General features: G+C 65.8%; 13 protein-coding genes. 10 read left to right on the plus strand and 3 right to left on the minus strand.

Features of this window, described 5'->3' with window-relative positions; all coding sequences use genetic code 11:
* Window positions 1-15: 15 nt before the first annotated feature.
* From ACK4S9_RS04015 to ACK4S9_RS04025, 3 genes are read right to left on the minus strand one after another with little or no spacing between them, the layout of a single operon-like run.
* Complete coding sequence (locus ACK4S9_RS04015; RefSeq protein ID WP_409721769.1) at window positions 16-603, minus strand: DUF2946 family protein; 588 nt, start codon at window positions 601-603, stop codon at window positions 16-18.
* A gap of 4 nt (window positions 604-607) precedes the next feature.
* Entirely contained in the window at window positions 608-1,606 is a 999-nt protein-coding gene (locus tag ACK4S9_RS04020) for a YheT family hydrolase (RefSeq protein WP_409721772.1), read from the minus strand.
* Window positions 1,607-1,640: 34 nt separating this feature from the next.
* Complete coding sequence (locus ACK4S9_RS04025) at window positions 1,641-1,835, minus strand: zinc-finger domain-containing protein (protein WP_027865446.1); 195 nt, start codon at window positions 1,833-1,835, stop codon at window positions 1,641-1,643.
* A gap of 223 nt (window positions 1,836-2,058) precedes the next feature.
* On the opposite strand from ACK4S9_RS04025, the gene ACK4S9_RS04030 reads away from it, so the two are divergent.
* The 10 genes from ACK4S9_RS04030 to ACK4S9_RS04075 all read left to right on the plus strand — a co-directional run bounded on the left by ACK4S9_RS04030 (window position 2,059) and on the right by ACK4S9_RS04075 (window position 12,604).
* Window positions 2,059-2,820 (plus strand): AzlC family ABC transporter permease, encoded by a 762-nt coding sequence (locus ACK4S9_RS04030; protein WP_409721776.1) that lies wholly within the window; start codon window positions 2,059-2,061, stop codon window positions 2,818-2,820.
* Window positions 2,813-3,157, plus strand: a complete 345-nt coding sequence (locus ACK4S9_RS04035; RefSeq protein WP_409721778.1) for an AzlD domain-containing protein — start codon at window positions 2,813-2,815, stop codon at window positions 3,155-3,157. Before ACK4S9_RS04030 ends, ACK4S9_RS04035 begins: the two co-directional genes overlap by 8 nt.
* Before the next feature lie 42 nt (window positions 3,158-3,199).
* Entirely contained in the window at window positions 3,200-4,405 is a 1,206-nt protein-coding gene (locus tag ACK4S9_RS04040) for a phosphoglycerate kinase (protein WP_409721781.1), read from the plus strand.
* 84 nt (window positions 4,406-4,489) lie between these two features.
* Window positions 4,490-5,950 (plus strand): pyruvate kinase, encoded by a 1,461-nt coding sequence (gene pyk / locus ACK4S9_RS04045; RefSeq protein WP_409721882.1) that lies wholly within the window; start codon window positions 4,490-4,492, stop codon window positions 5,948-5,950.
* 19 nt (window positions 5,951-5,969) lie between these two features.
* Complete coding sequence (fba, locus tag ACK4S9_RS04050; protein ID WP_409721784.1) at window positions 5,970-7,034, plus strand: class II fructose-bisphosphate aldolase; 1,065 nt, start codon at window positions 5,970-5,972, stop codon at window positions 7,032-7,034.
* Window positions 7,035-7,326: 292 nt separating this feature from the next.
* Window positions 7,327-8,223 carry a phosphoribosylaminoimidazolesuccinocarboxamide synthase gene (locus ACK4S9_RS04055; RefSeq protein WP_409721786.1) on the plus strand — a complete coding sequence of 299 codons (897 nt, stop codon included), beginning with the start codon at window positions 7,327-7,329 and terminating at the stop codon, window positions 8,221-8,223.
* 4 nt (window positions 8,224-8,227) lie between these two features.
* Window positions 8,228-8,737 (plus strand): 5-(carboxyamino)imidazole ribonucleotide mutase, encoded by a 510-nt coding sequence (purE, locus tag ACK4S9_RS04060; protein ID WP_409721789.1) that lies wholly within the window; start codon window positions 8,228-8,230, stop codon window positions 8,735-8,737.
* Window positions 8,730-9,950, plus strand: a complete 1,221-nt coding sequence (locus ACK4S9_RS04065) for a 5-(carboxyamino)imidazole ribonucleotide synthase (RefSeq protein ID WP_409721792.1) — start codon at window positions 8,730-8,732, stop codon at window positions 9,948-9,950. The genes purE and ACK4S9_RS04065 overlap by 8 nt, the downstream gene beginning before the upstream one ends.
* A gap of 2 nt (window positions 9,951-9,952) precedes the next feature.
* Complete coding sequence (locus tag ACK4S9_RS04070) at window positions 9,953-10,996, plus strand: L-threonylcarbamoyladenylate synthase (protein WP_409721795.1); 1,044 nt, start codon at window positions 9,953-9,955, stop codon at window positions 10,994-10,996.
* Window positions 10,997-11,236: 240 nt separating this feature from the next.
* On the plus strand, window positions 11,237-12,604 hold the full coding sequence (locus tag ACK4S9_RS04075; RefSeq protein ID WP_409721797.1) for an SGNH/GDSL hydrolase family protein: 1,368 nt from the start codon (window positions 11,237-11,239) through the stop codon (window positions 12,602-12,604).
* The last annotated feature ends 44 nt before the right edge of the window (window positions 12,605-12,648 follow it).

The following is a 12,648-nucleotide window of genomic DNA, read 5'->3' on the forward strand; positions in this document are numbered from 1 at the left end:
GTATAGCCGCCCACCCTACATTCCCGGCGCCTGCACGTAGCCGAAGCGGCGCTGCAGCGCGTCGGCCGACAGCCGTTCGACGCGCACGCGCCCGCTCGGCAAGGCCAGCGCCAGCGCGGCCGAGTCGTCTTCCAGCCAGGCCATGATCGCTTCCACCGAGGCCGGCTGGCCATCGAGTTCCATGCGTCCCAGGACCTGGGCCACGTCGCGGTCGTCGAGCTGGGCGACGACTTCGCCGGCCTGCAGGATCACGGCGCCGGCGTCGGTCATGTAGGCCGCTTCCAATGACGCCAGCGTCTGCCCGGTCTGCAGCACGAAGCCCTGGCTCGGGTCGGTGCGTGCGATGAAGGGCGTCGCTTCCAGGTTCACGTACACGCGCTGCGGGCCGTTCTGGAAATACCAGCGGCCCTTGTCGTCGTGCGCGTAGTTGCGGTTGATGAAGCCCACCAGCGCCGCATTCGCCAGCTTGTCGCCCGGGGCGCCCGCGCGCTGCGCGGCTTCGTCGCGCATGCGCCAGTTGCCGCGCGCATCCAAGGCCAGCCAGCCGTAGCAGTGCGGCACGTTCGGCCACTTGGCCATTGCCTGTTTTACGATGTCGTCCATAGTCTCAAGCTTCGCATGGTTCGTGCGCGCCGGGCGCGCGGCAGGTACGGCACGTCACGGCAGGGGCGGCGGCGTCGAAGAAGGCCAGGATGCGCCGCGGCAGCCAGTCGATGCGTCCGGGGAGGGGCCCGACGGCGAAACCGACGTGCCCACCTTCGTCAGGATACTCCAGCGTCACCGCTGTCGATGCGGACTCGGGCAAGTACCGGCCGGGCAGGAAGGGGTCGTTGCGGGCATTGAGCACCAGCGTCGGCACGGTGATCGCGTGCAGCACGTGGCGGGCGCTGGCGCGGTGCCAGTAGTCGTCGGTGTCCTTGTAGCCGTGCAGCGGCGCCGTCACCACGTTGTCGAAGGCGTACAGGTCGCGCGCCGCCATCAGGGCGGCGCGGTCGAACAGGCCGGGATAGCGTTCCAGCTTGGCCAGGCACTTGGGCTTGAGCGTCTGCAGGAACATGCGCGTGTACAGCATGTTGAGGCCGGACGACAGCGCTTCGCCGCCGCGCGCCAGGTCGAGCGGGGCCGACACCGCGCAGGCGGCCTCGACGATTTCCGCCCCATGGCCCGACTCGCCCAGCCAGCGCAGCAGCGCATTGCCGCCCAGGGACACGCCGGCCGCGAACAGTGGGCCGGGGGCGCGTGCATGGAGCTTTCTCAGCACCCAGTCCACTTCCGCGGCGTCGCCGGAATGGTAGAAGCGCGGCATCAGGTTGGCTTCGCCCGAGCAGCCGCGGAAGTGCGGCACCGCGCCGGACCAGCCGCGCTCGCGCAGCGCCGCCATCAGCGAGCGCGCGTAATGGCTGTTGGACGAGCCTTCCAGACCGTGGAACAGCACGACCAGCGGCTTGCCCGGCTGGCCGTCGACGAAGTCGACATCGATGAAATCGCCGTCGCTACTGCTCCAGCGTTCGCGCCGGTAGGCCACGGGCGGTTTGGCGACGCAGGTCGCCGGATAGATGGTCTGGAGGTGGCCGCCGGGCAGCCACGCGGGGGCGCGGTAGTGCATGGGAAGGGTGCGGCTGGGGCCGCACCGGGGACAATCAGTGGTGCTTGAGCTCGACGCCCGGAGCCAGGCGGTACTGGGTGCCGCAGTACGGGCACTTGGCGTCGCCATGGTGGTCGAAATCGAGGAAGACGCGCGGGTGCGAGGACCACAGCGGCATTGCCGGATTCGGGCAGTGTGCCGGCAGGTCTTTGGCCTCGAGTTCCACCACTGGCATCGTCTTTTGGTTCATCTGGTTTGCTCCGTCAAGGATAATTGGCAAAAACACGATTCTACCGGATTCGCCATGCATATCGAAATGCTCGGTAGAATAGCCAACTGATCATCATAAAGCCCGGCGCATCGCATGTTCCATGCCTTGCCGGCCCGGCGCCGCACCTTTAGATACGTTTCATGCCCGACCGTTTCAAGCCCGTCGCCGCATCCGCCGCTGTCGGCCGTTGCAGGAAAACAACATGAGCCCGGCCTCGCCGCCGGGCCAGCAAGCCGTTTCCACCATGGATCCCGCCGAAGCCCACGACCCCGCCGCCTGGCGCGAGGGCTTCAAGACCGGCCTGCCCACGCTGTTCGGCATCGGGGCCTGGGGCCTGGTCGTCGGCATCGCGATGGTCAAGAGCGGCCTCACCGCCGCGCAGGCGGTCGGCATGACCCTGCTGGTCTTTGCCGGGTCCGCCCAGCTCGCTTCGCTTCCCCTGATTGCCGCCGCCGCGCCGATCTGGGTCATCTTCGCCACCGCCCTGGTGGTCAACCTGCGCTTCGTGATCTTCTCCGCACTGCTGGGGCCGCACTTCGCGCACCTGCATTGGCGGCAGCGCTTCCTGCTCGGCTACGTCTCCGGCGACCTGACCGTGGCGATGTTCCTGCAGCGTTATCCGAGCGCCGAACGCGTGGCCGGCAAGCTGTCCTACCTGAAGGGACTGATGTACCCGAACTGGTTTGCCTGGCAGATCGGCTCGCTGACCGGGATTTTCCTGGGCAGCGCCATCCCGGCGGAATGGGGACTGGGCTTTGCCGGTACGCTGGCGATCCTGTGCATCATGGTGCCGCTCATCATCAACAATGCGGCGCTGTGCGGCGTCGTGGTCGCCATCGCGGTCTCGGTGCTGGCCTACGGCCTGCCGTACAAGCTCGGACTGCTGCTGGCGGTCGTGCTGGGCATGGTGACGGCCATGGCGGTCGAGGAAAGCTTCGCCAAACGGAAGGCCAAGCATGGCTGATTGGGAAATCTGGGTCACCATCGGCGTGCTGTGCGTCGCCACCGCCGCCACCCGCAGCTCGTTCTGGCTGATCGGCCACCGCGTCACCATCCCGCCGCGGGTGCAGGAGATGCTGCGCTATGCGCCGGCCTGCGCGCTGGCGGCGATCATCGGTCCCGACCTGCTGGTCGACACCCAGGGCCAGGCCCAGTTCACGCTGGCCAATCCGAAACTGATCGCCGGCCTCGCCGCGCTCGCCTTCTATTTGTGGCGCCGCAGCATGCTGATGACGATCATCTTCGGCATGGCGGTCTTCACACTGTTGCGCGTCTTGCACGTTTTTGGCCCCCCTGCCTAATGTACAATGACGGTTTTTCACCATCTCACTGCTGACTAGCCAATGGACGACGTTCTCAGTTTCACCCGCTTGCAAGACCTGATCGACCGCGACGCGCTGAAAAACAAGCGCGTATTCATCCGCGCCGACCTGAACGTACCGCAGGATGACGCTGGCAATATCACCGAAGACACCCGCATCCGCGCCTCCGTGCCGGCGATCCAGGCTGCCCTGAAGGCCGGCGCCGCCGTGATGGTCACCTCGCACCTGGGCCGTCCCACCGAGGGCGAATTCAAGCCGGAAGACAGCCTGGCGCCGGTCGCCGCGCGCCTGTCCGAGCTGCTCGGCCAACAGGTGGAACTGAAGCAGAACTGGGTCGACGGCGTGGACGTCGCGCCGGGCCAGGTCGTGCTGCTGGAAAACTGCCGCGTCAACAAGGGCGAGAAGAAGAACGCCGACGAGCTGGCCCAGAAGATGGCCAAGCTGTGCGACGTCTACGTCAACGACGCCTTCGGCACCGCGCACCGCGCCGAAGCCACCACCCACGGCATCGCCAAGTTCGCGCCCGTCGCCGTCGCCGGCCCGCTGCTGGCCGCCGAACTGGATGCCCTGGGCAAGGCTCTGGGCCAGCCGACCCGTCCGCTGCTGGCCATCGTGGCCGGCTCGAAGGTGTCGAGCAAGCTGACCATCCTGCAGAGCCTGGCCGGCAAGGTGGACAACCTGATCGTCGGCGGCGGCATCGCCAACACCTTCATGAAGGCCGTCGGCCTGAACATCGGCAAGTCGCTGGTCGAGAACGACCTGGTCGGCGAGGCCAGGCAGATCATCGACATGATGGCCGCGCGCGGCGCCCAGGTGCCGATCCCGGTGGACGTGGTCTGCGCCAAGGAATTCAGCCCGACCGCCGCCGCGACCGTCAAGGACGTGGCCGATGTGGCCGATGACGACATGATCCTGGACATCGGCCCGAAGACCGCCGCCATGCTGGCCGAGCAGGTGGCCAAGGCCGGCACCATCGTCTGGAACGGTCCGGTGGGCGTGTTCGAGTTCGACCAGTTCGCCGAAGGCACCAAGACCCTGGCAATGGCCATCGCCAAGTCGAACGGCTTCTCGATCGCCGGCGGCGGCGATACCCTGGCGGCGATCGCCAAATACGACATCGGCGAGCAGATCGGCTACATCTCGACCGGCGGCGGCGCCTTCCTCGAGTTCCTGGAAGGGAAGACCCTGCCGGCAGTCGAGATCCTGCTCCAGCGTAAAGCCAACTAAAAAACGTCAGTACCAGCGCAGCCCCGGGGCTGCGCTTCTCTTTTCAGAACCAAGGATTCCAGACACATGCAAGCTGCGCGCCCCCTGTACAACGCCACCAAGATCGTTGCCACCATCGGCCCGGCATCGACCGACTTCGACATTCTCGTCCGCATGATCCGTGCCGGCGTCGACGTCGTGCGCCTGAACTTCTCGCACGGCAAGGCGCAGGACCACATCGATCGCGCCGCCCTGGTGCGCCGAGCGGCCGCCGAATGCGGTGTCGAGGTGGCGATCATGGCGGACATGCAGGGGCCCAAGATCCGCGTTGGTAAATTTGAAGAGGGCAAGATCTTCCTGAACAACGGCGACAAGTTCATCCTCGACGCCCGCTGGGGCGAGAACGGCGAGCTGGGCAACCAGGACCGCGTCGGCCTCGACTACAAGGCCCTGCCGCGCGACGTCAAGCCGGGCGACAAGCTGCTGCTCAACGACGGCCTGATCGTGCTGGTCGTCGACAAGGTCGTCAACCATGAGATCTTCACCACCGTGAAAGTGGGCGGCGAGCTGTCGAACAACAAGGGCATCAACCGCCAGGGCGGCGGCCTGACCGCGCCGGCCCTGACCTCGAAGGACATGGAAGACATCAAGACCGCGATGAGCTTCCAGGCCGACTACCTGGCAATCTCCTTCCCGAAGAACGCCACCGACATGGAAATGGCGCGCCAGCTGGCCAACATCGCCGGCGAGCCCTACGGCCACAAGCCGATGATGATCGCCAAGATCGAGCGCGCCGAAGCCATCCCCGTGCTGCAGGAAATCCTGGACGCCTCGGACGGCATCATGGTCGCGCGCGGCGACCTGGCGGTGGAAGTGGGCAACGCGGCCGTGCCGGCGCTGCAGAAGCGCATGATCAAGATGGCGCGCGCCTCCAACAAGCTGGCCATTACTGCGACCCAGATGATGGAGTCGATGATCGTCAACGCCGTGCCGACCCGCGCCGAAGTGTCGGACGTGGCGAACGCCGTGCTCGACGGCACCGACGCCGTCATGACCTCGGCCGAGACCGCATCGGGCAAGTACCCGGTCGAGACCGTCGAGATGATGGCCGCCATCTGCCTCGAGGCAGAACAATCCGAATACAACAAGCAGGACGCAGATTTCCTGAATGTCCAGTTCACCCGCATCGACCAGTCGATCGCCTACGGCACCCTGTTCACGGCCCACCACCTGAAGGTGAAGGCGATCGTGGCGCTGACCGAATCGGGCTCGACCGCGCTGTGGATGAGCCGCCACTCGATCGACACCCCGATCTTCGCCCTGACCCCGCTGCAGACGACGCAGCGCAAGGCGTCGCTGTACCGGAACGTGCGAGCATTCCACCTCCTGCAGGAAGGTGGCAGCCACGCGGTGCTGCGCAAGGCCGAAGAAGTCCTGATTCGCGAAGGCATGGTGCGCAAGGGCGACCTGATCGTCGTGACCTGGGGCTCGCCGATGGGGCAGGCCGGCGGCACCAATGCGCTCAAGATCGTGCGCGTGGGCGAGCTGGACGAAATAGTTTCTTAATTGTTTGGAGTAATCAACCATGGCACTCGTATCGATGCGTCAACTGCTGGACCATGCCGCCGAACACGGTTATGGCCTGCCGGCTTTTAACGTCAACAACCTGGAACAGGTGCAGGCCATCATGGCCGCCGCCGACGCCACCTGCAGCCCGGTCATCATGCAAGCCTCGGCCGGCGCCCGCAAATACGCAGGCGAAGCTTTTCTCCGCCACCTGATCGACGCCGCCGTCGAAGCCTACCCGCACATCCCGGTCGTCATGCACCAGGACCACGGCCAGTCGCCGGCGGTCTGCATGGCCGCGATCCGTTCGGGCTTCACCTCGGTGATGATGGACGGTTCGCTCGAAGCCGACGGCAAGAGCGTGGCCAGCTATGAGTACAACGTGGAAGTCTCGCGTGAAGTCGTCAAGTTCGCGCACTCGATCGGCGTGACCGTCGAAGCCGAACTGGGCGTGCTCGGTTCGCTCGAGACCATGAAGGGCGACAAGGAAGACGGCCACGGCGCCGAGGGCACCATGACCCGCGAGCAGCTGCTGACCGACGTGGCGCAAGCCGCCGACTTCGTCGCCAAGACCCAGTGCGACGCCCTGGCGATCGCCATCGGGACCTCGCACGGCGCCTACAAATTCACCCGCAAGCCGACCGGCGACATCCTGGCGATCGACCGCATCAAGGAAATCCACGCCCGCATCCCGAACACCCACCTGGTGATGCACGGTTCCTCGTCGGTGCCGCAGGACCTGCTGGCGATCATCCGCGAATTCGGCGGCGACATGAAAGAGACCTACGGCGTGCCGGTCGAAGAGATCCAGGAAGGCATCAAGCACGGCGTGCGCAAGATCAACATCGACACCGACATCCGCCTGGCCATGACCGCTGCGATCCGCAAGTACATGTTCCAGAACCCGTCGAAGTTCGACCCGCGCGACTACCTCAAGCCGGCCCGCGAGGCCGCCACCGAGATCTGCAAGGCGCGCTACCTGTCCTTCGGCTGCGAAGGCATGGCCGCCAAGATCAAGCCGGTGCCGCTGGAGAAGATGGCCGAGCGCTACAAGGCTGGTGAGCTGGCGCAGATCGTGCAGTAATCGTTGGAAATGTAATCAGGCTGCGCTGCAGGAGCCCTTGCAGCCAGCTTCACCACCGCACTCAAGCAACGTCATCCCGGCGTAGGCCGGGATTCAATTTCTTCCGCATACCACTACGGTTGAACTCGCCGCATCGCGAAGAAACTTGGGCCCCGGCCTCCACCGGGGCGACGGTGCCGGCTTCGGCGGTGCATCGTGAATTGACGTAAAATTACGCACTGGCCCAGGCCACCCCCAGACCTGACCCACTCGACCGGCACTATCCCGGTCCCGTTTCCCTGATATCCCATCTATGAACAGCCTCTACGAATCCACCATCCAGTCCCTGCCACTGCTGGGCCGCGGCAAGGTACGCGACAACTACGCTGTCGGCGACGACAAGATCCTGATCGTCACCACCGACCGCCTGTCGGCCTTCGACGTGGTCATGAACGAGCCGATCCCGGGCAAGGGCATGGTGCTGAACCAGATGAGCGACTTCTGGTTCGAGAAGCTCGGCCACATCGTGCCGAACCACCTGACCGGCGTCGCACCCGAATCGGTCGTCGCCCCGGAAGAAGTGGAGCAGGTGCGCGGCCGCGCCGTCGTGGCCAAGCGCCTCAAGCCGATCCTGGTCGAAGCCGTCGTGCGCGGCTACATCATCGGCTCGGGCTGGAAGGATTACCAGGAAAGCGGCGCCGTCTGCGGCATCCAGCTGCCGGAAGGCCTGCGCCAGGCCGACAAGCTGCCGCAGCCGCTGTTCACCCCGGCCGCCAAGGCCGACATCGGCGAACACGACGAGAACATCTCGTTCGAAGAAATGGAGCAGCGCATCGGCAAGGAGCTGGCGGCCAAGATGCGCGACATCAGCATCCAGCTCTACACCACTGCCGCCGAATACGCGGCGACCCGCGGCATCATCATCGCCGACACCAAGTTCGAATTCGGCCTGGACGACAGTGGCGTGCTGCACCTGATGGACGAAGTCCTGACCGCCGACTCCTCGCGCTTCTGGCCGGCCGACTCGTACGCACCGGGCATGTCGCCGCCGTCCTTCGACAAGCAGTTCGTGCGCGACTACCTGGAAACCCTGACCGACTGGGGCAAGACCGCGCCGGCGCCAAGCCTGCCGCAAGACGTCATCGAGAAGACCCAGGCCAAGTATTTCGAAGCCATCGAACGCCTCACCGGCGAGAAGCTGAAGGCGTAAGCAGATGACCGAGCAAGCAAAACCCTTAGTTGGCGTCATCATGGGCTCGTCCTCTGACTGGGACGTGATGAAGAATGCCGTGGATGTCCTGAAGCAGTTCGGCGTGCCTTTCGAGGCGCAGGTGATCTCGGCGCACCGCATGCCGGACGAGATGTTCACCTATGCCGAGAGCGCACGCGAGCGCGGCCTGCGCGCCATCATCGCCGGAGCAGGGGGCGCCGCCCACCTGCCGGGCATGGTGGCCGCCAAGACCATCGTGCCGGTGCTGGGCGTGCCGGTGCCCTCGAAGTACCTGCGCGGCGAGGATTCGCTGCTCTCCATCGTGCAGATGCCCAAGGGCGTGCCGGTGTCGACCTTCGCCATCGGCGAAGCCGGCGCCGCCAACGCGGCCCTGACCGCGGTGGCGATCCTGGCGGCCACCGACGACGCGCTGGCGCAGAAGCTGCTGGCCTTCCGCGCCGAGCAGACCGCGGCGGCCCAGGCCATGACCCTTCCCGTGTTGACGCATGAGTGATTCAAAACCTTCATCGCCGCTGCTATCTATTTTGCCACTTGCTGAATCGCCAACTTGGTTGGGAGTGATGGGCGGCGGTCAGCTTGGCCGCATGTTTGCTCACGCCGCGCAATCGATGGGTTATCGTGTGGCAGTTCTTGAGCCGACGGTTAAATGTCCTGCTGGCCAAGTTGCTGAGCATGTGGTCGAAGCTTCGTATGACGACGCCACGGGTTTGCACGACTTGGCTGTTCAATGCGAGGCCGTGACTACTGAATTTGAAAACGTTCCCGCTTCTAGCTTGGAGTATTTGGAGAAGCGCGTATTCGTAGCTCCTAACGCGTCCTGCGTCTCGATCGCCCAGGACCGCATCGCGGAAAAACGCTTCTTCGTCGAATGCGCCCCCCACTCCGGCGTGATGCCGGCGCCGCACGCGACGATCGCCTCGCATGCCGACATCGACGCCATCGAGGACGATCTGCTGCCGGGCATCCTGAAGACCGTGCGCATGGGCTACGACGGCAAGGGCCAGGTGCGCGTGCGCACCCGCGAGGACGTGCGCGCCGCTTTCGATGCGATGAACGGCGTCACCTGCCTGCTGGAGAAGATGCTGCCGCTGGCCTACGAGGTGTCGGTGTTGACTGCGCGCGGCCATGACGGCGTATCGGTGGTCTACCCGATCGCCGAGAACGTGCACCGCGACGGCATCCTGTTCACCACCACCGTGCCGGGGCCGAACGTGTCCGCGGCCTGCGCGAAACAGGCGCAGGATGCAGCCACCGCCATCGTTGCCCAGCTGGGCTACGTGGGTGTGCTGTGCATCGAGTTCTTCGTGCTTGCCGACGGCAGCCTGGTGGTCAACGAGATGGCGCCGCGCCCGCACAACAGCGGCCACTACACCATCGACGCCTGCGTCACCAGCCAGTTCGCGCAGCAGGTGCGCGCGATGGCGCGCCTGCCGCTGGGCGAGGTGCGCCAGCATTCGCCTGCCGTCATGCTCAACATCCTGGGCGACGTGTGGTTCGAAGGCGGCAGCGAAGGTGATGCGACTGCGGCGCGCGAACCGGCATGGGACCGCATCCTGGCGCTGCCGGGCGCCAACCTGCACCTGTACGGCAAGGACGACCCGCGCCGCGCGCGCAAGATGGGCCACGTCACCTTCGTGGCGCCGACGCTCGAGCAGGCGCAGGACAGCCTGCGCCAGGCCTGCGCCATCCTCGGCATTACGGAGTAAGGATGGAAGACCAGCACATCGACCAGGCCGCCATCATCGCCGCCGCACGCGCGCTGGAGCAGGGCGCGCTGGTCGGCTTCCCGACCGAGACCGTGTACGGCCTCGGCGCCGATGCCGAGAATCCGGCCGCGGTCGCGGCCATCTATGCGGCCAAGGGCCGCCCGCAGGACCACCCGGTGATCGTGCACCTCGCGCCTGGCGCACCGCTCGACTACTGGGCTACCGATATCCCGCGCGAGGCCCAAGCGCTGGCCGAGGCCTTCTGGCCGGGCCCGCTAACCATGATCCTCAAGCGCGCGCCGAACATCCCGGATGCCGTCAGCGGCGGCCAGGACACGGTCGGCCTGCGCTGTCCTTCGCACCCGGTGGCGATCGCGCTGCTGCGCGCCTTCAAGGGTGGCAAGGGCGGCGTGGCGGCGCCATCCGCCAACAAGTTCGGCGCGGTGAGCCCAACCCTGGCCCAGCACGTGCGCGACGAATTCGGCCAGGACGGCAGCGTGGCCATGGTGCTGGACGGCGGCGCCTCACAGGTCGGCATCGAATCGACCATCGTCGACCTGTCGCGCCTGGCCACGCACGGCCCGGTGCTGCTGCGCCCGGGCCACATCAGCGCCGAAGCCATTGCCGCGGTGATCGACCAGGTCCCGGCTGCGGCGGACGCCGCCGCGCCGCGCGCCTCGGGCACGCTCGAATCGCACTATGCGCCGCATACGCCGGTGGCGATGCAGGACAGCGCCACGCTGCGCCGGACCCTGCTCGAACTGGCGGCGGCGGGACGCAAGGTCGCGCTGATCCATTATTCCGATATGCCAAGCACGCATGCCGCGCTGCGCCTGCCGGCCACCCCGGACGGTTTCGCCCACGCCCTGTACGCCGCGCTGCGCGCGATGGACGGCCATGGCGCCGACGTGATCCTGGTCGAAGCACCCCCGCAAGACGGGGCCTGGCTGGGCGTCAACGACCGCCTGCGCCGCGCTGCCCACGGCTCGACCGGCATCGTCCACGGCCTGCTGAATCAATCCACTCCGCATAGCCCTGCAGCTTAGGGTCTCGCCAGCCAGAACGCCCGTACTTGCGGGCGTTCTTCAATACAACAGCGTTCAACAAATCGCATCATGCGGGCTCAGTCGCAGGACTATAATCGGTCCCCCGCTGCTTGGTCAGTTGTCACCAAAAACTGACGTACGGGTTAGCATTTCCTATACAAGAAAATTGAACACTGGCATATTATTATGGAGCGAATAGCACGCCCGTTCGTTTCAAATAAAACCAATCTAGGAGACACAATGCGTCAAACCAAACTCGCGCTCGCCCTGCTGACGGCAGCGGTGCTGGCAGCATGCGGTGGAACCAGCCCAAGCGGCGGCGACCAAACGCAAAAACTCAGCTTCACCCAGCAGGTCTCCTTCGGCGACAGCCTGTCGGACGTCGGCACCTACGCCGTGGGCACGATCAAGCAGGCCGGCGGCGGCAAGTTCACCATCAACGGCGACGGCACCGCCAAGAATCCTGAGCTGAACGGCAAGATCTGGGTCGAATTCCTGGCAGCCGAGCTGAAACTGCCGGCGCCCTGCGCCGCCCAAACCGGCCTCGAAGGCGACGCCTCGCGCGGCTTCTCGGTACCAATCAGCAACAACCTGAACTGCTTCAACTATGCCCAGGGTGGTTCGCGCGTGACCAACCCGATCGGCCCGGGCAACAAGGCCACCAAGTCGCCGATCGGCCAAACGACGGTGCCGCTGGTGACCCAGATCGCCAATCACTTGTCCCGCACCGGCAACAAGTTCAGCGGCACCGAGCTGGTCACCGTCCTGTCGGGCGGTAACGACGTATTGATGGGGCTCAGCGACCTGCAGCTCCAGGCAACCGCCGCCGGCAGCGCTGCCGGCGCCCAGGCCTTCGGCGCCTCACTGACCGCCCAACTGGCGGCAGGCGCCACCAACCCGCAACTCGCAGCCCAGGCAATCGGTGCGGCCATTGCGGCCGAGAGCGCACGCACGGGCAGCACCTCGGAGACCATCGTCGCCGCCGCAGTCGGCACCGCCGCGCGCCAGCCGGGCAATGCCGCGGTGGCCCAGGCTTCGGTCTATGGCCCGATGGTCGCCAAGGCCCAGGCCGACGCGACCGCTGCCGGCAACAAGGCCGGTGCCGATTTCCTGGCGGCGAACAGCAAGAAACTGGTCGAGGACCTGGGCCTCGCCGGCGCGCAGATGGCCGCGCTGGTGAAGAACGAGATCCTGGCCAAGGGCGCCAAGTACGTCATCGTCGCCAACCTGCCCGACGTCGCCAGCACCCCGGCCGGCAAGGCCCGCACTGCCGACATCCAGCAGCTGATCACCGCCATGGTCAACGCCTTCAATACCCAGCTGAAGAGCGGCATCGGCACCGACGACCGTATCCTCTACGTCGACCTGTACACCATCAGCAACGACCAGGTGAAGAATCCGGCGCCGTACGGCCTGACCAACACCACCAGCCCGGCCTGCGGCCCGAACGCACTGGGCACAACGTCCCTGATCTGCACCAACAACAATACCGTGGCCGGTGACGTCAGCCGCTACATGTTCGCCGACGACATTCACCCGACGCCGTTCGAGAACAACCTGATTGCGCGCCTTGTTCTCAAGGAGATGGCGGTCAAGGGCTGGCTGTAAAACTGCAGTGAGGCCTGCCCGTGCAGGGCGGGTCTCTACAATAA

The organism is Massilia sp., assembly GCF_046293535.1.
GTDB lineage: Bacteria > Pseudomonadota > Gammaproteobacteria > Burkholderiales > Burkholderiaceae_D > Telluria.